We start from the raw sequence: 22,401 nt of genomic DNA on the forward strand, positions 1-22,401 counted from the left end.
GAGGGCTTGAGGGCTTGACGATTCCATTTACAGCTGTAATCATTCATTCGATTACATGCGTAAACGGAATCACATGCCCGACGATCTCCCGCCCATCACCTCCGCCGAAGCCGAGGTCATGGAAGTGCTCTGGCGCTCCTCGCCACTGTCGGCGGAGGACATCGCCGCGGCGCTTTCCGACCGGCAGGACTGGCAGCTCGCCACGGTGAAAACGCTGCTGAACCGGCTGCTGAAGAAGGACGCCCTCGTCGCCGAGCGCGACGGCCGGCGCTTCCTCTACGCGCCGCGCTTCCCGCGCGCCGACTGGGCGCACAGCGAGAGCCTCTCGCTGCTGGACCGCCTCTTCGGCGGCAGCCTCGCGCCGCTGGTGTCGCACTTCTCCTCGCAGCGCAAGCTCAAGGCCGGCGATGTGAAAGCGTTGAAGCAGCTCATCGACGACTACGAGCAGCGCGACGCGAAGCCCGCCAAGTCGGCCATCGCGGGCAAGAGCGCCAAGGGCGGCAAGGGCGGCAAGTCCCATGACTGACGCGCTCCTCCCCTCGCTGCTTCAGGCGGGGCTTCAGGCGCTGCTGCGCCAGACCGCCCTGCTCTCCACGATCGTGCTGGTCCTGCTGGCGCTGCGCCGCCCGTTGGCACGCCACGTCGGCCCCGGCTTCGCCTACGTCGCCTGGGTGGTGCTACCGCTGCTGCTCATCGTCGGTCTGCTGCCGGCGAGCCCATCTGCGACGCAGTTCTCGGCGGAATTCGTCCGCCAGATCGCACCGGCGCTGGGCCAGGCGACGGCCCCCTCGTTGCAAGTCCTTGCACCGACCAACGGTGCCGCCTTGTGGTTGACGCTCTGGGCCGCCGGCGCGCTCATCGTCGTCGCGCGGATGGCGTGGCTGCAGCGCCGCTTCAGCGTGCAAGGCCCCGCGCTGGTCGGGCTGTGGCCGCCGCGACTGGTCCTGCCGCAGGACTTCGAGCAGCGTTTCGACGCCGCTCAGCGCCCGCTGGTGCTCGCGCATGAAGAGGTCCATCGTCGCCGCTTCGACAACCACTGGAACGCCCTGGCCGCCGCCCTGTGCGTGCTGCACTGGTTCAACCCGCTGGCCTGGCTCTCGCTGCGCGCGATGCGCGCCGACCAGGAGCTCTCCTGCGATCACGCGGTGATGCGTCGTCACCCCGGCTGCGAAGCCGACTACGGCCGCGCGCTGCTCCGCGCCCAGCAGTCCCTGTCCCCGCTCCAGCCGTGGTCCGGCTGGCGCTCGTCCCACCCGTTGATCGAAAGAGTCGCCATGCTCGCCGTCCGTCCCCGTTCCCGCTCGCGCCGCCTGTTTGGCGCCTCCGCCCTCGCGGTACTCACCCTCGGCGCCGCCGGCGCCGTGCACGCGGTCAACGCGGTAATGCCGGAACTCGCCCGGGACCCGATTCCGCTGGAACTCTACGTCGAGGTCAACCGGCGCGACGGCAGCCCGCCGACGGACAAGCGCGTGTCCAAGATGCGCCTCGTCACCGAGGAAGGCAAGTCGGCGCTGGTCGTGCTCGGCGGCCGGCCGGATCAGCCGACGCCGGAACAGGTCCGCGTCGAGATCACCGCCAAGCGCCGCAACGACCGGCAACTGACGATGACCTTCTCCGTGACCGAGGGCGGCCAGCCGTTGATGAACAACACGGTCCTGGTGAAGGAAGGCGTCGAGGCGACCGTCTGGTCGGCGCCCGACGACCTCAAGCAGAGCGAGGTCCTCATCCGCGTGCGCAGCATCACGTTGGCGGAGGTGCCGGGCTACAAGCCGAGGCAGTGAGTCCGCGTCAACTCGCCAGCCACGCCGTATTCGCTAGCTAGTCGCAAGGCGCTTGCGCATTGGACGGTGCCCTTGAAGTGTTCTCCCCCGTCTGCCACCTGTTGCACTACCCCGACAACGGCCACTTCGTTCCGGAGACGGCCTCCATCTGGACCCTGCGATGAAAGCTCTCCTGTTCGGCGCCGCGATGGCCTCATCCGCCGTTTGCGCCCAGTCAGCTCCTGCCCCTGCAGCGAAGCCCGTGGCGAGCGCAACCGCCACCTACTCCCAAAGAACGCTGCTCAAGAACTGGGCCGTCAGCGTGTGCTTGGCCAAGGTGGCGAAGACCCAGGAGGCCAAGGAAGATGCGAACGCGACCGCCAGCGCCTACATGGAGTTCGGCAAGCAGCCCATCGAGGCCTACGAGCCCCTGCGCGAGCTCGCCGACAGCTACTCGAAGCGCGTCTATGGCGGCGCCGTCCAGTCGGAATTCAACACCATGAAGTGCATCGACCTGATGCACAGCAAGGAGCTCGATGTCCTTGCCACACGGCTGTCGAAGCAAGTCCGGTAGCGCCTCACATTGGCGACGGTGCTTTCGATAGGGATGCATCCTTCTTCGAGCGTTTCGCCAGCTAGGCGTCGAGTTCAGCCTGGGCCACCAGCGTTCGGAACGTAATCCAGCACTCGTCGCTGCAGTTCGGGCATTGCATCGGCCGGATCAAAGGCCGAGATCATCACGACCGTCAGGGGGGCGAAGCTTAGTGTTTTGATCGGCTATCCCGATCTATGTATCGCGCGAGCGGGAATCTATCGGGTCTGAAAACATTTGCAATGTGCCCATGCCTAGGGGCTTCGCCTCTCCCAGTTGAATGACTCCACGAACGGTTGACTGTCACCAGCGAAAGATCGCGCTGAATGGAAACTCGCTTCGTGTTGTCCAACGCTGCCACGGCCGTCCCTGAAGCCGATGACCAGCCTGACGTTGGCGTTTACGTCTATTCGGAACTTGATCCGTTCCGACCGGCCTGATGCGATGAATGGCAACGGGTGTAATTCGATGGAGATGGCTTCCACTGGGCCGGCGAAGAGCACCACGTCTGCCGCCGGGCCGCCCGAGTTGTGAAGTTGGCATGTCCAAACGAAGCAGTCAAGGTTGTCGAGCGTTGTCGCATGTTCATGGTGAAGGGTGAACACGGGCTGCGCGGCAATGTGCGCGGCGATCCGTTCTGCCTTCAGCGCCTCAGCCTCCTGCGCGAGCTGTGCCCGACTCACCTCCACCAATGCCGTTTGCTGCCTCACAGAGTTCTCGAGCTCCGCGGCCTGTGCTCGAAGCTCCTCGCCTTGCTGCATGTAGCCAAGAACTAGCCACAGGAAAGCGATCGGCGCAAAGAAGCCCGCGAAGAAGTCTCCCCAACCGTTGATCTCGGCGGGTCTCTTTCCCCAAATGATGAACGCCACCATGACGCCCAGCCACCCGACGGACAGCCCGATACCGAGCCAGAATCTCTTGTCTCTCATCTCCACCTCCCTTGGTGGAGTGATTCTGCCGCGCGGCCAGACCGGTCGCGGCCCGTCGCATCCTCGCTTAGCTTGATCACGGCCGGGACATGGTCGATCCGACGCCCGCCGCCTCGGTTGCCGGCCGCTCTATGTCGCGCTGGTCGCGCAGGAAGTGCTGATCCGCTAAACATTTCCCACCTCCTCGCGGCAGAATCAGTCTGCGGAGGAAACACCACATGACTGAAAACATGGGAAACGAAGGACGGAGAGGATTCTGGGATCGCGCGCAACGGTTTTCAGTATCTGGCCGCGGCGCCTTGGTCTTCGGCTTGGTTGGCCTCGTCGGCTTCGCGTTCGGCATCTACGCCTTCGTGTATCAGGAAAACAAACGCTCCGAACTAAGCATGGCGCTGGTCTCCACGGCAGATGCGGTCCACCCGGACGCACGATTCCCGAGCGTTTCCCTTACCCTAGGTGGCAAGAGCATCAATCCGTCCACGACAGCGGTGAAAGTCGTGGTTGTCCGGGTTTGGAACTCTGGCGACTTCACCATCAAGGCAAGTGATTTTGAGCCGGGTGTGCCGTTTGGGTTCCGCGTCAATGGCCCAGTGCTTGCCGTTGGTAGCGAATCGCAGAGTAGCGCGTACCTAAGTGAACGGTCCGCACCGAGCATGGGCGGCGACGCTGGGCAAGTCCTTCTGCCAGCGCTCACACTAGAACCTGATGATGCGATTCTGGTTCGAGCACTGATCCAGAAGGTTTCGCCCGAGGAGCTGAGTTTCGTTCCAACGGGGAAGGTCGCCGGGCTCAAGGATTTCACCCTGCGCGTCCCATTCAGAAACGAAAAAGGAGAGATCGTCAGCTACCCGACCCCATATTTTCACCGGTTCAGGGTCGAGTTTCCGAGGGCGCTCACTATCCTCAGCGGAGGGCTTCTGGCCATCTCCTTCCTTCAGCTCGCCAAACAACTGCTGCGCACGCGCAATGAGATGAAGAAGCAACTGGCCGACATCCAGCAGGCGGTCAAACGACTGAAGTAAATTCTCAGATGCGGTAGGTCGTATCGCGCATCGAACGGGTTAAGAGCGGCCCAAGGAGCCGCTCAATTATCGTTCCATGGCGGTCCATGACGATGGATTCCATGCCGTGGCTGTCGCGCAAGACCCCCCAATCCGGTCCAGTCGTCTCGATTCAAATCGCCGCCACGGGAGAGGGTCGCATGATGAAAGCGCGCTGCTCGTCCGCGAAAAGGTCAGCTTGGCCGACCGCGAGAAATGGCAGATGCCGTTCGTACCCATCGGGCTCTTCGTAGCCGCGCAAAGTGATCTTACGCATCCGGAACCAGCGCCCTGGGGCAATCTGGATCTCCAAGTTCAACGTCGTCTCAGCGTGCCAGTACATCGGAGACTCCCAGCAGACGCGCCATGTCGGCGCGCAGGAGCGAAACGCGTCGGTCCAGTGGGGCTGCCATCCATTCGGCATGCTCGCGCAACTTCGGCGGCACCTCGCGCGCCAGCGGGCGCTGGCCGATGGTGTGGCAGCAGCTGCACGCCTCAGGCGTCAGGCGGCCCGCGCCCTCGTCCGAGTCCTCGACCATCGCCTCGACGTAGCTCGTGCGCCGCTGAGGCTCCATCGCGCCCACCTCCTGCCCTACTAAAGTATGTGAGTCTTGGCGGTCGCCATGCTGCCCTGGACACCACTTCCAAAATCAACCGATGGCGTAGGCGGAGGCGCTATGGATTCCTTGTCCAGGGAAGAACTCGATGAGCGTCTCGCGCTCTTGATAGACGGGCGCTACGCGGAACTGCGGAGCCTCACCAGAGAGCAGGACGACGGGCAGGACGTTCAACTACAGCAACGGCTCGCTGAAGCGGACATGGGGGAAGTCGACCTCCTTGACGTCTTCGTGCAGTGGGTACCTGACGATCAGTTCGGCGCTTGCCACATCCTGCTTCCAGCTCTAGGCATGTCCGACCGAGCCGACGCTGCGCGGCTGGCTCGCCTCCTGAGGTTCATTCCTGACCGTGAGGATGGGCTCGCGCACTACATCGGCGAGACTCTTCAAGCCCGCTTCACGAGCGAACCGTCCCTAGCACTGGACCTGGTAGGCGGTATCTGTTCGGACACACCCCTCGGGGACCGGGCATGCCGAACGTGGGCGCTCAGCTTCGCGATGGCCCAGCCAGTCCTTGCGGCGAAGTTCGTCCTCGACCGCCTCGGATCTCCCGTGCGAGACGCTCGTGCCGTCGATGCGCTCGTGGTGATGCTTCCCTGGCGTTTCGAGATGGTCAAGGAGGTCATAGCGCCTCACCTCCAAGCGATCCTCGGCTACTTGGCGGCGCTGTCCGACACGAATGCAGCGAACGCCTGGTACTGCATCGTGGAGCTTGCGCAGTTCGACAAAGCCGCATTCCGCTTGGTTGCGGAGGCGCTCTCGGCGGGAGTGCCGGACGCTGCATCCCAAGTTTCACGCTCGGTATTCCGGGTCGAGGGTGCGAACTACGGCGCCGAGTCTGTCCCCCTGGATGACGTCCTCCGCCGGCTGGTAGAGCTCGCGCTTCAACACAAGAGCATCTGCCACAACGTCGACCTGGCCCTTAGTTCGTGCTTGCGGAATGCCGCTCAGAAGAGCTTCGCTATCGAGCAGCTGCTCGCGCTGGGAGACGGCCCAGGCGACGTCTTGCAGCGATTCAACCTCACGTTCCAATCGTCGGCGGATGACGCGGTGCTCTTCCAGACGCTTATCACCCACTGGTTGCTCAGTCCAACCGCCTCATTCCCGGTACTTCGCGGAATGCTCGAGTTCCTCTACGCCAGGCCCGCCCGAGCTGTCTTGGACGAGGCGCTGTTCGCCGCAGCCACTCCGCTCGTCAGGACGAAGGCGATCCGCCGTGTGCTCGGTCTCCATGAGGAAGGTCCAACCCTCTGCCATTTCGCAGCGAGCATCGCGCGGATGGAGAGCCTTGGCGACTCGGGGCTGTCCATGGCCGGCGACATGCTCAACTTCTTGAAGATCGAATACCCCGGTGCAACTGAGGCGTTCTTGAAGCCACTGTGCAGGCCTTCTTGCCGAAGCGCCCGCGGCGCGGTCGTATTTCGAGGTATCTATGCCTCCATCCTCAGATGGACGCGGCACCTTGAGCGCCTACCTCGCCGGCGCGAACTTCGAATCAGCGACGTCGATGCCTTCTCTCTGCGAAGCGCGCAAGCAAAGCAACAAGAGCACATCCAGCAGTTGGGGGAGCAGAACTCCGCCTTCGCTTCGCTTGTCACCAAAGCTCATTTGGCACAAGGAAGACGATTTGTGACTCACCTAGCAGATGGGCCAAGCCAAATTGTCGACTTGGTTTCTGGCGGCCTTTCGTTCGAGCTACCGTCCTCCGAACTCTCTGACCCGATGCAGGGGTACATCCGACGTTTCAAGATGCTGGAGCAAGCTCGATGAACGACGCCTTGCAACTGTTGGTGGCCGACTATCTGGAGTTGATGAAGGAGTCCGGCGAACTCGATGCCTTCATGCCACTCCTCATCTCGGCCATGGGGCATCAGGTGCTTCACACAGCTCAAAAGGGCGTGCGCGAGAACGGCGTGGATATGGCCTCTGTCGGGAAGGATGACGACGGCCGCAAGACGCTCTTCATGTGGGTACTCAAGTGCGGAACCATCGGGCGCACCGAATGGAACTCAGGACCTCAGTCCATTTTTCAGACCCTGCAAGACCTGGCACACACATACGTACGCGCGAATATCGCGCCCGAGCACAGCGGGTTGCCAAGAATGGCTCTGGTCGTCACCAACGGGGAATTCCTGTCCAGCATTCAAGGACAGATGGCGGGAGCCTACGAGAACTACGCGAGCCAATACGGGATCACGGTAGTGAACGTCAACGGTTCCAAGCTTGCAGCGTGGACCGTCGAACACCTCTTGGACGACCACATCCTCCCCGTCGAGCGGAGGTCCCTGTTCCGACGCATGCTGGCCAACGTGGGTCAACCGGACCTCTGCATCAGCGTCGGCAGGCAGTTGGTGAATGGCCTGGTGTCGGAGCTTCCCGCCAGTGGAGGAAGTGCCGCATCGCGCAAGAAGCGCACGCTGCAGGCCTTGCGGGGCATCCGCGCAGCGCTGTCTGCGCTGACTCTCCGAGCCGCTGAGGAAGACAACCTCCTCGCCCCATACAGGCATTCCGAGTACGCCGTCCTTGCGACATGGGCCAAGGTGCACGCCGATCTGCTCAATCCTGCATCTGCCTACGCGGTCGAGTTTGGCCAGATTCTGGGCGACGCCATGAGCATCGCCATGCGATATCACACGCGCCTCGATGCCTTCTATCGCACAGAGAACGGGTTCGCCTATGTCCTGCCTCACAACCTCTTTCTGTCGAAGCGAGTCTTCGAAGAAGCTGGTCGGCTTGGATTGCAGGGGTGTTTTTGGGCTTGGCACGCCTCGACTACCGGAAGCACAGCTGGAGGGCACTGGGCGTACTCCGCTCGGCTGGTCGATCTCCTCAGTTCCCATTCGAGCCTCCAGTTTCCCGCCTTCGACCACCAGGCGACTGACATCCATCTTGCGATGTTGCTGCTGGTCATTACCGGCCGCACCGAGGTTGCGACAGCATGGCTGACGTCGCTGTGTCAGCGGATCGGCGTCGCTCGCACGAAGCGGGATTTCTGGCCGACCGTGAAGACCATGGACCAGCAGCTCCAGGTGAGATTCGACCTTCAGGAGCCTACGGATGCCTCGACAGCAAGCTCCACATTGATCCCGGTCCTGCTGACCTGGACGGCAGCACTTGGGCTCGATGATGGTTATCAGTTCCTGCGCGAGGTTGTGATGCCCGAAAGCTCGTGGAGCACTCCCAACTTCTGGAGCTCGGACGCGGGGTATGACGATGTTGTAGCAGACCCGCGCGCGCTGCACAGCCACGGGATCGGCGAGGCCCTCGCCTTCGTGCCGGCTAAACCGAAGGACTTCCTTGAACGCATGGCCAAGCCGCTTCCCGGGGTAGAGAGCATTGAGGCCTCGGGCTGGTACAGGGCCCGATTCCCATTCATACCGATGCTCGCTGCACTGCAGTGGGAGCTTCAAATCCCACGTCAAATGCTCGTCCAGCAAGCGGTCGCATTCTGTGAAGTCGGGGTGTCCCTCAACAACAGCCCGCAAGCAGTAGCAGCGAGTGGGACTGAAGGACCGGCACGCGTCGAGGATGATGACTGACACAGGCAGCTACGATGCCGCAGCCTCAACCCTTGCTGGAAGTGAATATCGCAAATGGATGTCTCCCGCCTCTCATATGCAGAACTCGTTGCTCTGCGCAAGCAACTTGACCATCAGATAGACGAGAAGCGCGGGGAAGAACTCAAGGTTCTGGTGGACGGCTTTGCCAGAAAGCTCGTGGCGGCCGGGTTCACGGTTGCTGAGGCCGTTGAGGCACTCGCTCCGTACATGGGAACGGCAGGCAAGCGCGGGCGCCAGGCCGGCTCCGAGGCACCCGTGCTGTACCGCGACCCCACTAACGCTGCGAACACTTGGTCCGGGCGCGGCCGCGCTGCGAAGTGGCTGGCCGACTACGAGGCCCAGGGCCGTGACCGGCAGGAGTTCAAGGTGTGATCGTTCAACGGTGCTGACCACCGTGATCGGTGCGCAGCATGGCAGTGCGGCAGTTCGAACGCACCCTCGTTCATCACGAGGGTCAGGGCTTGCCCCGCGGACGCGAGGCGCGGCGGGCCTCAATACCCGGCCGCCAGACCCGTGTTCCGCCGCGGATCGTTCGCGCCGTAGAAGCGGTTGTTCCCCACCGGCTTCCCATTGAGCGACGGCGCGCCGACGATGATCGCCGCCAGGTGGTTCGCCGGATGCGGCGCGCCCAGCTTGTGGCCCATGCCCTCCAGCAGCTTGCGCGTGTCCGGCGAGAACGCATACGGTTCGACGTTGGTCACGTCCGGCAGCCATTGCTGGTGGAAGCGCGGCGCGTCCACCGCCTCCTGCACGTTCATGTCGAAGTCGATGGCGTTGAGCATCGTCTGCAGCACCGCCGTGATGATGCGGCTGCCGCCCGGCGTCCCCACCACCATCACCGGCTTGCCGTCCTTGGTCACGATCGTCGGGCTCATCGACGACAAGGGCCGCTTCCCGGGCGCGATCGCGTTCGCCTCGCCCTGCACCAGCCCATACATGTTGGGCACGCCGACCTTGGAGGTGAAGTCGTCCATCTCGTTGTTGAGCAGCACGCCCGTCTTCGCCGCCGTGACCTTCGCGCCGAACCAGTCGTTCAGCGTGTAGGTCACCGACACCGCGTTGCCCCACTTGTCCGCGATCGAGTAGTGGGTCGTGTTGCTGCCCTCATGCGGTGGCACGCCGGGCTTGATCTCCATCGACACGCCCGCCTTCGCCGGGTCGATCGCCGCGCGCAGCTTGGCCGCGTAGTTCTTGTCCAACAGCCGTTGCAGCGGGTTCTTCACGAAGTCCGGATCACCCAGCGTGCTGTTGCGATCGACGTAGGCATGGCGCATCGCCTCGATCTGGTAGTGCGCGCCCTGCGCCGATCCCCAGCCGAGCTGCCGCAGCGGGTAGCCCTCGAGGATGTTCAGCATCTCGCAGATGATCACGCCGCCCGAGCTCGGCGGCGGCGCCGACACGACGTGGTAGCCGCGGTAGTCGCATTCCACCGGGGGGAGCTCACGCGTCTGGTACTGGTCCAGGTCGGCCTGCGTCAGGATGCCCTTGCCGGCCTGGCTGGACTCGACCAGCGCCTTCGCCACCCAGCCCTTGTAGAAGCCGTCCGTGCCCTTGGCACCGATCTCGCGCAGCGTCTTCGCGAGGTCCTTCTGCACCAGCTTGTCGCCGGCCTGGAAGGGCTTGCCCTTGTTCAGGAAGATCGCGCCCGAGGCCGGGTCCGCCACGAAGTCCTTCGTGGCCGTCTGGAACATGTCGACGTCGCCCTGGTCCAGCGCGAAGCCGCGGTCCGCCAGCGCAATCGCGGGCGCGATCAGCGCGGGGCGCTTCATCGTGCCGTACTTCTCCCGCGCGTACTCCATGCCGGAGACCGTCCCCGGCACGCCCACCGCGAGGTGCCCGTGCGTGCTCAGGCCCTTGATGACGTTGCCGTCCTTGTCGAGGTACATGTTGGCCGTCGCGGCCAGCGGGGCCTTCTCGCGGAAGTCGAGGAAGGTCTTGCGGCCGTCGGCCAGCTGGATCGTCATGAACCCGCCGCCGCCGAGGTTGCCCGCCGCCGGGTACACGACCGCAAGCGCGTAGCCCACCGCCACCGCGGCGTCGACGGCATTGCCGCCGTCCTTGAGCACGTCGACGCCGACCCGCGTCGCGAGGTGCTGCGCGGTCACCACCATGCCGTTCTGCGCGGCCACCGGCGCGGCCGACGCCGCGAGGGATGGCGCCATCGGCGCAAAGGCCAGGGACGCGGTCACCGCCGCGGCACACGTGAGCAAACGGAAAGTCTTCATGAACCTGATTCCTCAAGAGATGCGACGGGGCATTCGACACCCGCGGCGGTGTCGCCCGCAATCCCAAGCGGCGTCAGGTCGTTACTGGAGAGGGTCTTTCAGCGCATCGGGCACCGGCAGTGCGACGATGTCGATGCCCTCGTCCGCGAGCTCGCGCGCCTCGTCCGGCGTCGCGCGGCCGCGGATGCCGCGCTCCTCGGCTTCGCCGTAATGGATGCGGCGCGCCTCGGTGGCGAATCGGTCGCCCACGTCCTCGGTCTTCGCCATCAGCGTGCGAACCGCCTGCAGGACCTGCTTCTGCATCTCGATCGCGATCGGCGGCACGCCGTCCGGCATCGAGGGCCCCGAAGGCAGCGACGGCGCTTCGGCGCCGCTCGTGCGCGACTTCGCCGTCGTCGGCTCGGCGGCGGAAGAGAGATTCAGCCGCGGTGCGCTCGGCATCCGCCGCACGGCCGCGCTGTTGCACAGCGGGCAGCTCAGCAGGCCGCGCGCTTGTTGCGACTCGAAATCGGTGGCGGAGGCGAACCAGCCCTCAAAGGCATGGCCGGCCTCGCAGGCCAGGTTCAGTACCAGCATGATGGACCGATGCTAGCGGCTGGACGCTTCGTCCGCCGGCATCCAGTCCAATGGCCATGCGCCGGCCCGCCAGCGCTGCAGCCATTGCAGGCAGATCAGCGTCTTCGCGTCGGTGACGCGGCCGTCGAAGGCCATGCGGTCGAGCTCGTCCTCGGCCACCGGCAGCAGGTCGAGGAACTCCTCGTCGTCGAGCTGCCGTTCGCCGGCGATCAGGCCGCGGGCGAAGAAGATCTCGATGCGTTCGTCCGAATAGGCGATCGCGTTGTGGAGCACGCCCGCGTAGGCCCACTCGCGCGCGCGGAAGCCGGTCTCCTCGAACAGCTCGCGCATCGCGCAGCGCAGCGGAGATTCGTCCGGATCCAGCTTGCCCGCGGGAAACTCCAGCACCACGCGGCCCATCGGATAGCGGTACTGGCGTTCCAGCAGCACGCGGCCGTCGTCGAACAGCGGCACGATCACCGCCGCGCCGGGGTGGCGGATGTACTCGCGCGTGGCCTCCCGGCCATTGGGCAGCGCGACACGGTCGCGCTTCACATGAAGAAAATTGCCCCGAAGGATCCACTCGGACGCCAGCGGGGCTTCGCGCAGATGTTCGTCGGCATCGGCGGCCGGCGGGATGCCGATCACGCCGTCGTCATCGGGTCGGTTGGCGTCAGGCAGCTTCTTCGTCATCGAACTCTCGCACCTTGGCCCGCGAGCGGCGCAGGTAGCGCCACACGAAACCCGGGAAGCCCAAGGTCACGAACATCGCCAGCGCCGCCGCGTAGAACTCCCAGCCCTGCGGGAAACGCTGGCCCTGCTGCGACTCGAGGCCGAAGCCCACGGCCAGCGTCACCAGCGCGAGCAGGAAGAGCTCCAGCAGGCGCCAGCCGCCGGCCTTGGGATCGCGACGCGGCCCCACCAGCAGGATGCGCGAACTCAGGTAAGGCAGGTTGGCCGCGACAAGCGCGACCACCAGCACCATCCAGACAGAAACGCCTTGATCCATGGTCGTGCTCCGTATCCCGTCGTCGGCCGCTGCCGTTTCCGCCCGCCGTCGCCGGCGATCAGTGCGCCAGCGCGCGCGTGACGGCCTGGCTGCACAGCGCCAGCAGGCCGCTCGGCACCAGGCCCAGCACCAGCACCGCGGCGCCGTTCAGCGACATCACCACGCGGGCGTCCGCGGGGGCGCTCAGCGGGCTGTGGTCGGTCGGTTCATCGAAGAACATGACCTTCACGACCCGCAGGTAGTAGAACGCGCCCACCAGCGACAGCAGCACCGCGATCACGGCCAGCCAGATGTAGAGCGACTGGCCCGTCGTGACCATCGCCTGCAGCACGGCCAGCTTGCCGTAGAAGCCCACCATCGGCGGGATGCCGGCCAGCGAGAACATGTAGATCGCCATCACGAAGGCGTACCACGGGCTGCGCTTGAACAGGCCGGCCAGATCGCTGATCTGCTCGGACTCGAAGCCCTGGCGCGCCAGCAGCATGATCAGGCCGAAGCTGCCCAGCGTCGTCAGCACGTAGGTGATCGCGTAGAACATCGCCGAGCTGTAGGCGTTCAGCGCATGCAGGTCCGGCTGGCCGTTCACCACGCCCGAAGCCAGGCCCAGCACGACGAAGCCCATCTGCGAGATCGTCGAGTACGCCAGCATCCGCTTCAGGTTGCTCTGCGCGATCGCGGCCAGGTTGCCCACGACCAGCGAGGCCACCGCCATCACCAGCATCATCTGCTGCCAGTCGGTCGCCAGCGGCAGCATGCCTTCCACCAGCAGACGCAGCGTCATGCCCAGCGCAGCCAGCTTGGGCGCGCCGCCGATCAGCAGCGTCGCGGCCGTCGGCGCGCCCTGGTAGACGTCCGGCACCCACATGTGGAACGGCGCGGCGCCCAGCTTGAAGCCCAGGCCGGCGACGACGAAGACCACGCCCAGCACCAGCACGCCCTTGTTGACGGTGCCGGTGGAGATGACCTCGAACACGCGCGGGATCGAGAGCGAGCCCGTGGCGCCGTACATCATCGACAGGCCGTACAGCAGGAAGCCCGAGGCCAGCGCGCCCAGCACGAAGTACTTCATCGCGGCTTCGGTCGAGATCGTGTGATCGCGACGCAGCGCCGTCAGCGCGTACAGCGACAGGCTCATCAGCTCCAGACCCAGGTAGGTGGTCAGGAAGTTGTTGGCCGCCACCATCACGTTGACGCCCAGCAGCACCAGCAGGCTCAGCGTGAACAGTTCGCCCTTGAGGATGTCGCGCGACTCGGCGTACGGACGCGCGTAGACCAGCGTGACGATCAGCGCGATGGCGCTGACGCCGCTCAGCAGGTGGCTGAGCGGGTCGACGACCAGCATGCCCTGCATCGTCTCGGTGGGCACGTCGCCCATCGCGGCGAAGTGCATCACGCCGACCACCGCCAGGCTGAGCTGCGTCAGCCAGTAGGTCGTCGTGCGGCGCGCGTCGGTGACGAACAGGTCCACCAGCGCGACCACGCAGGCCAGCGCCAGCAACAGGATTTCGGGATAGACCGCGACCCAGTTCATGTCGTTCATTGTGTTGGGCCCTTATTGGATCTTGGACACCGCGACGTGCTTGAGCAGCGCGTCGACGGATTGATGCATCACGTCGGTGAACGGCTTCGGGTACACGCCCATGTAGAGCGTCGCGATCGCCAGCACGCCCAGCATCAGGAACTCGCGGCCGTTGATGTCGGTCAGGTTGCGGACGTTGTCGTTGGTCACCGCGCCGAAGTAGACGCGCTTGATCATCCACAGCGTGTAGGCCGCGCCGAAGATCAGCGCCGTGGCCGCCAGCAGGCCGATCCAGAAGTTGTGGCCGACGGCGCCCAGGATCACCATCCACTCGCCCACGAAACCGGCCGTCGCCGGCAGGCCGCAGTTGGCCATGCCGAAGAACACCGCCAGCGCCGCGAACTTGGGCATCGTGTTGACGACGCCGCCGTAGTCGGCGATCTCACGCGAATGCACGCGGTCGTACAGGACGCCGATGCACAGGAACATCGCGCCCGACACGAAGCCGTGCGAGATCATCTGCACCAGGCCGCCGGCGACGCCCAGCTCGTTGAAGATGAAGAAGCCCAGCGTCACGAAGCCCATGTGGGCCACCGACGAGTAGGCCACCAGCTTCTTCATGTCGCGCTGGACCATGGCCACCAGGCCGATGTAGATCACGGCGATCAGCGACAGGCCGATGATGAACCAGTCGTAGTGACGCGCGGCGTCAGGTGCGATCGGCAGCGAGAAGCGCAGGAAGCCGTAGGCGCCCAGCTTCAGCATGATGGCCGCCAGGACCACCGAGCCGCCGGTCGGCGCCTCCACGTGGGCGTCCGGCAACCACGTGTGCACCGGCCACATCGGCACCTTCACCGCGAAGGCCGCGAAGAAGGCGAAGAACAGCAGGGTCTGCGCCGGCATCCCCAGCGGCAGCTTGTGCCACAGGAGGATCTCGAAGCTGCCCGACTGGCTGTACAGGTACAGCAGCGCGATCAGCATCAGCAGCGAGCCGGCCAGCGTGTACAGGAAGAACTTGAAGGCCGCGTACACGCGACGCGGTCCGCCCCAGACGCCGATGATGATGTACATCGGGATCAGCGTGGCCTCGAAGAACACGTAGAACAGCATGCCGTCGAGCGCGCAGAACACGCCGATCATCAGGCCCGACAGGATCAGGAAGGCGCCCATGTACTGGTGCACCCGCGTGTCGATCACTTCCCAGGCCGCGATCACCACGATGATCGAGATGAAGGCCGTCAGCGGGACGAACCACATCGAGATGCCGTCCACGCCCAGGTGGTAGTGGATGTTGAAGCGCGGGATCCAGGTCGCGACCTCGACGAACTGCATCGCCGCCGTCGAGTTGTCGAAGCCGCTGATCAGCGGCAGCGTCACCAGGAAGGACGCGACCGCCGCGACCAGCGCCATCCAGCGCACCGCGCCGGCATTGTTGTCGCGCCCGAGCGCGAGCAGCAGGCCACCGCAGACGATGGGCAGCCAAATGGAGAGACTTAGCAACATTCTTATTCTCCGCCCGCGTCAGAGGCCGAACAGGGCCTTGAATTGGGGCCCCATGTAAGGCCACAGCTGCCAGGTCATCAGACCCACGACACCCAGGATCATCACCAGCGCGTACCAGTACAGGTGGCCGGTCTGGATCAGCCGCACCAGGCCGGCGACGCCGCCCACCGTGCGCGCCGAGCCGTTGATCAGCACGCCGTCGATGACGCCCTGGTCGCCGCCCTTCCACAGGCCGGATCCGAGCGCGCGCGCGCCGCGGGCCAGCACGTTCTCGTTGAACCAGTCCATGTAGTACTTGTTCTCGAGGATCGTCACGATCGGGCGGAAGATGCGCGCGATCGCGGCCGGGATCGCCGGGCTGATCATGTAGAACCAGTAGGCCACGGCCACGCCGGCGATCGCCAGCCACAGCGGCAGCGTCTGCAGGCTGTGCACCGCCATCGCGACGGCGCCGTGGAACTCCTCGCCCAGTTCGGTCATCGCGTGATGGACCTCGTGGTTCACGAAGATCGAGTCCTTGAAGAAGTCGCCGTGCAGCATCGGCTTGATCGTGAAGAAGCCGATCAGCACCGACGGGATCGCCAGCAGCACCAGCGGCACCGTCACCACCCACTTCGACTCATGCGGGGTGTGGTCGTGCGCGTCACCGTGATGGTCGTCGTGATCATCGTGGTGGTCGTGCTCGCCCGGGAAGGGCTTGTGGTGGAAGTTCTCCTTGCCGTGGAAGACCAGGAAGTACATCCGGAAGCTGTAGAACGCCGTCACGAAGACGCCGGCCACCACAGCGACGTAGGCGAAGCTCGCGCCCGGCAGGTGCGAGGCGTGGACCGCCTCGATGATCGAGTCCTTCGAGTAGAAGCCCGAGAAGAACGGCGTGCCGATCAGCGCCAGCGAGCCCAGCAGCGAGGTGATCCAGGTCACCTTCATGTACTTGCGCAGGCCGCCCATGTTGCGGATGTCCTGGTCATGGTGCATGCCGATGATCACGGAGCCCGCGCCGAGGAACAGCAGCGCCTTGAAGAACGCGTGCGTCATCAGGTGGAACACCGCCACCGAGTAGGCCGAGGCGCCCAGCGCCACCGTCATGTAGCCCAGCTGCGAGAGCGTGGAGTACGCGACGACGCGCTTGATGTCGTTCTGGATGATGCCCAGGAAGCCCATGAACAGCGCCGTGATCGAGCCGATCACCAGCACGAAGCTCAGCGCCGTGTCGGACAGCTCGAACAGCGGGCTGAAGCGCGACACCATGAAGATGCCGGCCGTCACCATCGTCGCCGCGTGGATCAGCGCCGAGATCGGGGTCGGGCCTTCCATCGAGTCCGGCAGCCACACGTGCAGCGGGAACTGCGCCGACTTGCCCATCGCGCCGATGAACAGGCAGATGCAGGCCACGCTCAGCATCATCCAGCTCTCGCCGCCGAAGGGATTCGCGAAGCCGATCTTGGCCAGTTCCGCCGACTTGGCGAAGGTCTCGGTGTAGTTCAGCGAGCCGCCGTAGGCGACCAGCAGGCCGATGCCCAGGATGAAGCCGAAGTCGCCGACCCGGTTCACCAGGAAGGCCTTCATGTTGGCGAAGATCGCCGTCGGCTTCGTGTACCAGAAGCCGATCAGCAGGTAGGACACCAGGCCCACCGCTTCCCAGCCGAAGAACAGCTGCAGCATGTTGTTGGACATCACCAGCATCAGCATGCTGAAGGTGAACAACGAGATGTAGCTGAAGAAGCGCTGGTAGCCGGGGTCTTCCTCCATGTAGCCGATGGTGTAGATGTGCACCATCAGCGAGACGAAGGTCACCACGCACATCATCATCGCGGACAGGCCGTCGATCATGAAGCCGACTTCCATCTTCAGGCCGCCCAGCACCATCCACTCGTAGACGGTCTGGTTGAAGCGCGCGCCGTCGAGCACGGCGTTGAGCGTCATCACGGAGATGATCAGCGCCACCAGCACGCCGAGGATGGTCACCACGTGGGCGCCGCGGCGGCCCACCTGCTTGCCGAACAGGCCCGCCACGATGGCGCCGGCCAACGGCGCCAGGGGCACCGCCAGCAGCATGTTCTGAGAGAGTGTTGCAGACATTGTTTTTCTCGCTTCCTGACGCTCGTCAGCCCTTCAGGGCGTCCAGCTCTTCCACGTCGATGCTGCTGCGGTTGCGGAACAGCACGACCAGGATCGCCAGGCCGATCGCCGACTCGGCGGCCGCCACGGTGAGGATGAAGAACACGAACACCTGGCCGGCCATGTCGCCCAGGTAGTGCGAGAACGCCACGAAGTTCATGTTGACCGCCAGCAGCATCAGCTCGATGGCCATCAGCAGCACGATCAGGTTCTTGCGGTTCAGGAAGATGCCGATCACCGACAGCGCGAACAGGAACGCGCCCAGGATCAGGAAATGGTTCAGGCTCAGCGCACCCATCACGCGGCTCCTTCGTTCTTGTCAGCCGCCGGCAGCGACGGCGCTTCGACGGTCGGGGCGACCTTGACGATGCGCAGGCGGTCCGCCTTCTTCACGCGCACCTGCTGCGACGCGTCCTGGTGACGCGAGTCCTTGCGGCCGCGCAGCGTCAGCGCGATCGCCGCGATGATCCCCACCAGCAGCAGCACCGCGGCGATCTGCACCGGGAACAGGTAGTTGGTGTAGATCTCGATGCCCAGCAGCTTGGTGTTGCCCAGCTGCGCCATGTTGGGGATCTCCGGGGCGTTCTCGACGCCGCGGAAGCCGCCCATCAGCACGGCCGCGATCTCCAGCGCGATGACCGCGCCGACGAGGCTGGCCACCGGCAGGTGCTTCCAGATGCTCTCGCGCACGGCGGTGGACTCGAAGTCCAGCATCATCACGACGAACAGGAACAGCACCATCACGGCGCCGATGTAGACCAGCACCAGCGTGATGGCCAGGAACTCCGCCTTCAGCAGCATCCACAGACAGGAGGCGCTGAAGAAGGACAGGATCAGGAACAGGGCCGAGTGCACGGTGCTCTTGGCCGTGATGACACGGACCGCGGAGGCCAGCAGTACGAACGAGAAAACGTAGAAGAGCGCGGTAGTGATATCCATGCGATGTCCTGCAAGCAGGCCGCCGGTCGCGGTCCTCTCCCCTCGCCTCGCGGCGCGGTGGAAGAGACCGCCGGACCGGTCAGCGGTACTTGGCGTCGGCCTCCTTGCTGGCTGCGATCTGCGGCTCGTACCGGTCCCCCACCGCCAGGAGCATCTCCTTGGTGAAGTACAGGTCGCCGCGCTTCTCGCCGTGGTATTCGAAGATGTCGGTCTCGACGATCGAGTCGACCGGGCAGCTCTCTTCGCAGAAGCCGCAGAAGATGCACTTGGTCAGGTCGATGTCGTAGCGCGTCGTGCGGCGAGAGCCGTCCGCGCGCACCTCCGATTCGATCGTGATCGCCATGGCGGGGCACACGGCCTCGCACAGCTTGCAGGCGATGCAGCGCTCTTCACCGTTCTCGTACCGGCGCAGCGCGTGCAGACCGCGGAAGCGAGGAGACAGCGGGGTCTTCTCTTCCGGGAACTGCACCGTGATGTTCTTCGAGAGGAAATGCCGGCCGGTGAGGGCCATGCCCTTCAGCAGCTCGGTGAGCATGAAGCTCTTGACTAGGTCCTTGATCACAGCGGATACCTCGGATTACTTCCAGATATTGAACGGCGACTGGATCCACAGACCCACCACGACGAGCCACACCAGGGTGACCGGAATGAAGATCTTCCAGCCCAGACGCATGATCTGGTCATAGCGGTAGCGCGGGAAGGTCGCGCGCACCCACAGGAAGCAGGTCACGACGAAGAAGGTCTTGGCGAACAGCCAGAACCAGTTCCAGAACGCCATCGAGTGCTGGATCCACGCGGGCGTGTCCATGCCCAGCAGCGACCACGAGATCGGGGCCGACCAGCCGCCCAGGAACATCAGCACCGCCAGGGCCGACACCAGGATCATGTTGGCGTACTCGGCCAGGAAGAACATCGCGAACGACATGCCCGAGTACTCGATCATGTGGCCGGCCACGATCTCCGATTCGCCTTCGACGACGTCGAACGGGTGGCGGTTCGTCTCGGCCAGGCCGGAGATGAAGTACACCAGGAAGATCGGCAGCAGCGGCAGCCAGTTCCAGGACAGGATGTTCACGCCGTGCGATGCGAACCAGCCCTGCTCCTGGCTGGTCACGATGGCGCTGACGTTCATCGAGCCGGTCACCATCAGCACGACGACCAGGCAGAAGCCCATCGCGATCTCGTAGGAGACCATCTGTGCCGAGGCGCGCAACGCGCCCAGGAAGGCGTACTTCGAGTTCGAGGCCCAGCCCGCGATGATCACGCCGTAGACCTCGAGCGAGGTGATGGCCATCAGGAACAGCAGGCCGGCGTTGACGTCGGCGATCGCGACGCCCGGGCCGAAGGGCACGACCGCCCAGGCGGCCAGCGCCGGCATGATCGTCATGATCGGGCCGAGGAAGAACAGGCCCTTGTTCGCGGCGCTCGGGACGATGATCTCCTTGAAGATCAGCTTCACGGCGTCGGCGATCGGGGTCAGCAGGCCCAGCGGACCGACACGGTTCGGACCCGGACGGATCTGCGACCAGCCGATGGCCTTGCGTTCCCACAGCGTCAGGTAGGCGACGCAGCCCAGCAGCGGCAGCAGCACGGCGATGATCTTGAGCACGCTCCAGACCACCGGCCAGACCACACCTCCCAGCAGCGAGGCGCCGGCGTTATAGAAGTTTTCCATCGTCGTCTCGTCCTCAGGCCTTGGTCACGGCGATCGCGCCGGTGAACGCGCCCAGTGCGGCGGTCTCGGGGATGCCGGCGGGGATGCGCACCACGGTCGCGGGCAGCGATGCGTCCAGCTGCGCGGCCAGCACGGCCTCGCCGCCGTTCTGCGTCACGCGCACCTGCGCACCCTGCTCGGTCAGGCCGAGTTCGGTCCACAGCGCCTGCGGCAGCGAGGCGATCGCCGCGTCACGGCCGTCGCGGGTCAGCTGCAGCGAGGTGGCGCGGCGCACCAGGGCGTCGGTCGCGTAGATCGGCACCGTCGTCAGGCGTTCCAGGCCTTGCACCGGCGCGGCTGCGGCGGACTGGGCCGACACGGTGTTGCCCAGGCGGTTCGCCAGGTCCAGCGACGAGCCCAGGGCCGCGGTGCGGACCTGCTCGGAGCTGTCGAAGTCGAAGCCTTGCAGGCTCAGCAGGTTGCCCAGCACGCGCAGGATCTTCCAGCCCGGGCGGGTCTCGCCGCGGGCCTTGGCCACGCCGACGAAGCTCTGCAGGCGGCCTTCCGCGTTGACGAAGCTGCCCGAGGTCTCGGTGAACGGCGCCGTCGGCAACAGCACGTCGGCGAACTCGACCACCGGGCCGGTCTTGAACGGCGTCAGCACGACGACCATCTCGGCCGCGTTGACGGCCTTGGCGGCGGCGGCGGCGTTCGCGCCGTCCAGCACCGGGTCGGTGTTGAGCAGCAGCAGCGCCTTGGCCGGCTGGTCGTTCAGCAGCTGGGCCGCCGTGCGACCGCCCTGCCCCGGACGGGCGTTGACGAGCTGCGCGCCGACGCTGTTCGCCGCGGCCGACAGCACGCCGACGGTGGCGCCGGTCTGCTCGCCGATCCAGTTCGCCAGCGACAGCAGCGTCGCGGCCTGCGGATGCTGGATCGCGGCGTTGCCGATCAGCACGGCCTTGCGCTCGCCCGACAGCAGCGTGTCGGCGATCGCCTTGGCGGCGTCGGTCGCGTTGCCTTGCACCGGCGCGCTCACGCCCTTGGCGGCGCCGATGGCGGCGGCGACGTTGGCCAGTTCAGCGACCCAGGCCGACGGCGCGGCGGTGATCGCGGCAGCGACCGGCATCTTCCAGTCTTCGACCGAGCCGGCCAGCGACACGATCTGCGCGCCGCGGCGGGCGGCCTGGCGCAGGCGTTGCGCGAACAGCGGATGGTCCTTGCGCAGCGAGGAGCCGACGACGAAGGCGCGGTCCAGTTGCGACAACGATGCGATCGAGGTGCCCAGCCACAGCGCCTTGCCGTCCGCGGCGCGCAGCGCCGGGTCGACGACGCGCAGCTGCGTGTCGATGTTCTCGCTGCCCAGGCCGCGCACCAGTTGCGCCAGCAGGTGCAATTCCTCGACGGTGCTGTGCTCGGAGCCCAGCGCGGCGATGGACGCGCCGCCCTTCTCCGTCTTGACCTGCTTCAGGCCGTTGGCGACGTATTCCAGCGCGGTGGTCCAATCGACCGACTTCCACTCGCCGCCCTGCTTGAGCATCGGCGTGGTCAGGCGTTCGTCGCCGTTCAGCGCTTCGTAGGAGAAGCGGTCGCGGTCGGCGATCCAGCACTCGTTGACGGCTTCGTTCTCCAGCGGGACGACGCGCATCACTTCGTTGTTCTTGACCTGGACGATCAGGTTCGCGCCGGTCGAGTCATGCGGGCTGACGCTCTTGCGACGCGACAGTTCCCAGGTGCGGGCGCTGTAGCGGAAGGGCTTGCTGGTCAGCGCGCCGACCGGGCAGATGTCGATCATGTTGCCCGACAGCTCCGAGTCCACGGTGCGGCCGACGAAGGTCTGGATCTCGCTGTGCTCGCCGCGGTGCGCCATGCCCAGCTCCATCACGCCGGAGATCTCCTGGCCGAAGCGGACGCAGCGCGTGCAGTGGATGCAGCGGCTCATCTCTTCCATCGAGATCAGCGGGCCGACGTTCTTGTGGAACACCACGCGCTTCTCTTCCGAGTAGCGCGAGGCGCTGGCGCCGTAACCGACGGCCAGATCCTGCAGCTGGCATTCGCCGCCCTGGTCGCAGATCGGGCAGTCCAGCGGGTGATTGATCAGCAGGAACTCCATCACGCCCTGCTGGGCCTTGATGGCTTTCTCGCTCTTGGTACGGACGATCATGCCCTGCGTCACCGGCGTCGCGCAGGCGGGCAGCGGCTTGGGCGCCTTCTCCACGTCCACCAGGCACATGCGGCAGTTGGCCGCGATGCTCAGCTTCTTGTGATAGCAGAAGTGCGGGATGTAGGTGCCGGCCTTCTCGGCGGCATGCATCACCATGCTGCCTTCGGGCACTTCGACCTTCTGGCCGTCGAGTTCGATTTCAACCATAGTTCTTCTCAGC

Annotated in this window: 22 protein-coding genes; 7 read left to right on the forward strand and 15 right to left on the reverse strand. The window is 65.2% G+C overall.

Annotation, left to right across the window (positions count from 1 at the left end; all coding sequences use genetic code 11):
- Positions 1-73 precede the first annotated feature (73 nt).
- From AC07PR_RS04425 to AC07PR_RS04435, 3 genes are all read left to right on the forward strand, one after another.
- Positions 74-526 carry a BlaI/MecI/CopY family transcriptional regulator gene (locus tag AC07PR_RS04425; RefSeq protein ID WP_495134546.1) on the forward strand — a complete coding sequence of 151 codons (453 nt, stop codon included), beginning with the start codon at positions 74-76 and terminating at the stop codon, positions 524-526.
- The gene (locus tag AC07PR_RS04430) at positions 519-1,781 is read left to right on the forward strand and encodes a M56 family metallopeptidase (protein WP_495134547.1); all 1,263 of its coding nucleotides are present in this window, start codon (positions 519-521) and stop codon (positions 1,779-1,781) included. The genes AC07PR_RS04425 and AC07PR_RS04430 overlap by 8 nt, the downstream gene beginning before the upstream one ends.
- A 241-nt stretch (positions 1,782-2,022) precedes the next feature.
- Entirely contained in the window at positions 2,023-2,334 is a 312-nt protein-coding gene (locus AC07PR_RS04435) for a T6SS amidase immunity protein Tai4 family protein (protein ID WP_495134548.1), read from the forward strand.
- Positions 2,335-2,606: 272 nt separating this feature from the next.
- Here AC07PR_RS04435 and AC07PR_RS04440 read toward each other — a convergent pair whose 3' ends face one another.
- Positions 2,607-3,281 carry a hypothetical protein gene (locus AC07PR_RS04440; RefSeq protein WP_495134549.1) on the reverse strand — a complete coding sequence of 225 codons (675 nt, stop codon included), beginning with the start codon at positions 3,279-3,281 and terminating at the stop codon, positions 2,607-2,609.
- 218 nt (positions 3,282-3,499) lie between these two features.
- On the opposite strand from AC07PR_RS04440, the gene AC07PR_RS04445 reads away from it, so the two are divergent.
- Positions 3,500-4,303, forward strand: coding sequence for a hypothetical protein (locus AC07PR_RS04445; RefSeq protein ID WP_495134550.1), 804 nt, complete (start codon positions 3,500-3,502; stop codon positions 4,301-4,303).
- 151 nt (positions 4,304-4,454) lie between these two features.
- On the opposite strand, the gene AC07PR_RS04450 is transcribed toward AC07PR_RS04445, so the two are convergent.
- Both AC07PR_RS04450 and AC07PR_RS04455 read right to left on the reverse strand, forming a co-directional pair.
- The gene (locus tag AC07PR_RS04450; protein WP_495134551.1) at positions 4,455-4,664 is read right to left on the reverse strand and encodes a hypothetical protein; all 210 of its coding nucleotides are present in this window, start codon (positions 4,662-4,664) and stop codon (positions 4,455-4,457) included.
- Positions 4,648-4,896, reverse strand: a complete 249-nt coding sequence (locus AC07PR_RS04455; protein WP_495134552.1) for a hypothetical protein — start codon at positions 4,894-4,896, stop codon at positions 4,648-4,650. The genes AC07PR_RS04450 and AC07PR_RS04455 overlap by 17 nt, the downstream gene beginning before the upstream one ends.
- Positions 4,897-4,998: 102 nt before the next feature.
- On the opposite strand from AC07PR_RS04455, the gene AC07PR_RS04460 reads away from it, so the two are divergent.
- The 3 genes from AC07PR_RS04460 to AC07PR_RS04470 are packed head-to-tail and all read left to right on the forward strand — an operon-like array spanning position 4,999 to position 8,870.
- On the forward strand, positions 4,999-6,708 hold the full coding sequence (locus AC07PR_RS04460; RefSeq protein ID WP_495134553.1) for a hypothetical protein: 1,710 nt from the start codon (positions 4,999-5,001) through the stop codon (positions 6,706-6,708).
- A complete protein-coding gene (locus tag AC07PR_RS04465) occupies positions 6,705-8,477 on the forward strand; it encodes a hypothetical protein (protein WP_495134554.1) in 1,773 nt (590 codons plus the stop codon). The genes AC07PR_RS04460 and AC07PR_RS04465 overlap by 4 nt, the downstream gene beginning before the upstream one ends.
- A gap of 54 nt (positions 8,478-8,531) precedes the next feature.
- Positions 8,532-8,870 carry an H-NS histone family protein gene (locus tag AC07PR_RS04470; protein WP_495134555.1) on the forward strand — a complete coding sequence of 113 codons (339 nt, stop codon included), beginning with the start codon at positions 8,532-8,534 and terminating at the stop codon, positions 8,868-8,870.
- A gap of 119 nt (positions 8,871-8,989) precedes the next feature.
- Here AC07PR_RS04470 and ggt read toward each other — a convergent pair whose 3' ends face one another.
- The 12 genes from ggt to nuoG all read right to left on the reverse strand — a co-directional run bounded on the left by ggt (position 8,990) and on the right by nuoG (position 22,388).
- Entirely contained in the window at positions 8,990-10,660 is a 1,671-nt protein-coding gene (gene ggt / locus AC07PR_RS04475; protein ID WP_495134843.1) for a gamma-glutamyltransferase, read from the reverse strand.
- 144 nt (positions 10,661-10,804) lie between these two features.
- Positions 10,805-11,299 carry a DUF1178 family protein gene (locus AC07PR_RS04480; protein ID WP_483106100.1) on the reverse strand — a complete coding sequence of 165 codons (495 nt, stop codon included), beginning with the start codon at positions 11,297-11,299 and terminating at the stop codon, positions 10,805-10,807.
- Between the two features lie 12 nt (positions 11,300-11,311).
- Positions 11,312-11,971 (reverse strand): NUDIX domain-containing protein, encoded by a 660-nt coding sequence (locus tag AC07PR_RS04485; RefSeq protein ID WP_377155448.1) that lies wholly within the window; start codon positions 11,969-11,971, stop codon positions 11,312-11,314.
- On the reverse strand, positions 11,952-12,287 hold the full coding sequence (locus AC07PR_RS04490) for a DUF2818 family protein (RefSeq protein ID WP_377155449.1): 336 nt from the start codon (positions 12,285-12,287) through the stop codon (positions 11,952-11,954). Before AC07PR_RS04490 ends, AC07PR_RS04485 begins: the two co-directional genes overlap by 20 nt.
- A gap of 58 nt (positions 12,288-12,345) precedes the next feature.
- Positions 12,346-13,827, reverse strand: a complete 1,482-nt coding sequence (gene nuoN / locus AC07PR_RS04495) for an NADH-quinone oxidoreductase subunit NuoN (RefSeq protein WP_377155450.1) — start codon at positions 13,825-13,827, stop codon at positions 12,346-12,348.
- Positions 13,828-13,839: 12 nt separating this feature from the next.
- Entirely contained in the window at positions 13,840-15,309 is a 1,470-nt protein-coding gene (locus tag AC07PR_RS04500; RefSeq protein ID WP_377155451.1) for an NADH-quinone oxidoreductase subunit M, read from the reverse strand.
- Between the two features lie 18 nt (positions 15,310-15,327).
- Complete coding sequence (nuoL, locus tag AC07PR_RS04505) at positions 15,328-17,388, reverse strand: NADH-quinone oxidoreductase subunit L (RefSeq protein WP_495134556.1); 2,061 nt, start codon at positions 17,386-17,388, stop codon at positions 15,328-15,330.
- Between the two features lie 25 nt (positions 17,389-17,413).
- Positions 17,414-17,725 (reverse strand): NADH-quinone oxidoreductase subunit NuoK, encoded by a 312-nt coding sequence (nuoK, locus tag AC07PR_RS04510; RefSeq protein WP_067273420.1) that lies wholly within the window; start codon positions 17,723-17,725, stop codon positions 17,414-17,416.
- Positions 17,725-18,366, reverse strand: coding sequence for an NADH-quinone oxidoreductase subunit J (locus AC07PR_RS04515; protein WP_377155454.1), 642 nt, complete (start codon positions 18,364-18,366; stop codon positions 17,725-17,727). Before AC07PR_RS04515 ends, nuoK begins: the two co-directional genes overlap by 1 nt.
- 79 nt (positions 18,367-18,445) lie before the next feature.
- Complete coding sequence (gene nuoI / locus AC07PR_RS04520) at positions 18,446-18,928, reverse strand: NADH-quinone oxidoreductase subunit NuoI (protein ID WP_255362648.1); 483 nt, start codon at positions 18,926-18,928, stop codon at positions 18,446-18,448.
- Between the two features lie 15 nt (positions 18,929-18,943).
- Positions 18,944-20,041, reverse strand: coding sequence for an NADH-quinone oxidoreductase subunit NuoH (gene nuoH / locus AC07PR_RS04525; RefSeq protein WP_377155455.1), 1,098 nt, complete (start codon positions 20,039-20,041; stop codon positions 18,944-18,946).
- A 13-nt stretch (positions 20,042-20,054) separates the two neighbouring features.
- On the reverse strand, positions 20,055-22,388 hold the full coding sequence (nuoG, locus tag AC07PR_RS04530) for an NADH-quinone oxidoreductase subunit NuoG (protein WP_495134557.1): 2,334 nt from the start codon (positions 22,386-22,388) through the stop codon (positions 20,055-20,057).
- Positions 22,389-22,401 lie beyond the last annotated feature (13 nt).

The sequence above is a fragment of the Roseateles sp. GW821-FHT09H11 genome (assembly GCF_059415845.1).

Coding starts and splice junctions, on each gene's coding strand:
- ggt (WP_495134843.1), bottom strand. CDS start 10,660: ATGGCGCCATCCCTCGCGGCGTCGGCCGCGCCGGTGGCCGCGCAGAAC.
- nuoG (WP_495134557.1), bottom strand. CDS start 22,388: ATGGTTGAAATCGAACTCGACGGCCAGAAGGTCGAAGTGCCCGAAGGC.
- AC07PR_RS04455 (WP_495134552.1), bottom strand. CDS start 4,896: ATGGAGCCTCAGCGGCGCACGAGCTACGTCGAGGCGATGGTCGAGGAC.
- nuoK (WP_067273420.1), bottom strand. CDS start 17,725: ATGGGTGCGCTGAGCCTGAACCATTTCCTGATCCTGGGCGCGTTCCTG.
- AC07PR_RS04470 (WP_495134555.1), top strand. CDS start 8,532: ATGGATGTCTCCCGCCTCTCATATGCAGAACTCGTTGCTCTGCGCAAG.
- AC07PR_RS04485 (WP_377155448.1), bottom strand. CDS start 11,971: ATGACGAAGAAGCTGCCTGACGCCAACCGACCCGATGACGACGGCGTG.
- AC07PR_RS04500 (WP_377155451.1), bottom strand. CDS start 15,309: ATGTTGCTAAGTCTCTCCATTTGGCTGCCCATCGTCTGCGGTGGCCTG.
- nuoH (WP_377155455.1), bottom strand. CDS start 20,041: ATGGAAAACTTCTATAACGCCGGCGCCTCGCTGCTGGGAGGTGTGGTC.
- AC07PR_RS04445 (WP_495134550.1), top strand. CDS start 3,500: ATGACTGAAAACATGGGAAACGAAGGACGGAGAGGATTCTGGGATCGC.
- AC07PR_RS04480 (WP_483106100.1), bottom strand. CDS start 11,299: ATGCTGGTACTGAACCTGGCCTGCGAGGCCGGCCATGCCTTTGAGGGC.
- nuoL (WP_495134556.1), bottom strand. CDS start 17,388: ATGTCTGCAACACTCTCTCAGAACATGCTGCTGGCGGTGCCCCTGGCG.
- AC07PR_RS04450 (WP_495134551.1), bottom strand. CDS start 4,664: ATGTACTGGCACGCTGAGACGACGTTGAACTTGGAGATCCAGATTGCC.
- AC07PR_RS04440 (WP_495134549.1), bottom strand. CDS start 3,281: ATGAGAGACAAGAGATTCTGGCTCGGTATCGGGCTGTCCGTCGGGTGG.
- AC07PR_RS04460 (WP_495134553.1), top strand. CDS start 4,999: ATGGATTCCTTGTCCAGGGAAGAACTCGATGAGCGTCTCGCGCTCTTG.
- nuoN (WP_377155450.1), bottom strand. CDS start 13,827: ATGAACGACATGAACTGGGTCGCGGTCTATCCCGAAATCCTGTTGCTG.
- AC07PR_RS04430 (WP_495134547.1), top strand. CDS start 519: ATGACTGACGCGCTCCTCCCCTCGCTGCTTCAGGCGGGGCTTCAGGCG.
- AC07PR_RS04465 (WP_495134554.1), top strand. CDS start 6,705: ATGAACGACGCCTTGCAACTGTTGGTGGCCGACTATCTGGAGTTGATG.
- AC07PR_RS04515 (WP_377155454.1), bottom strand. CDS start 18,366: ATGGATATCACTACCGCGCTCTTCTACGTTTTCTCGTTCGTACTGCTG.
- AC07PR_RS04425 (WP_495134546.1), top strand. CDS start 74: ATGCCCGACGATCTCCCGCCCATCACCTCCGCCGAAGCCGAGGTCATG.
- AC07PR_RS04490 (WP_377155449.1), bottom strand. CDS start 12,287: ATGGATCAAGGCGTTTCTGTCTGGATGGTGCTGGTGGTCGCGCTTGTC.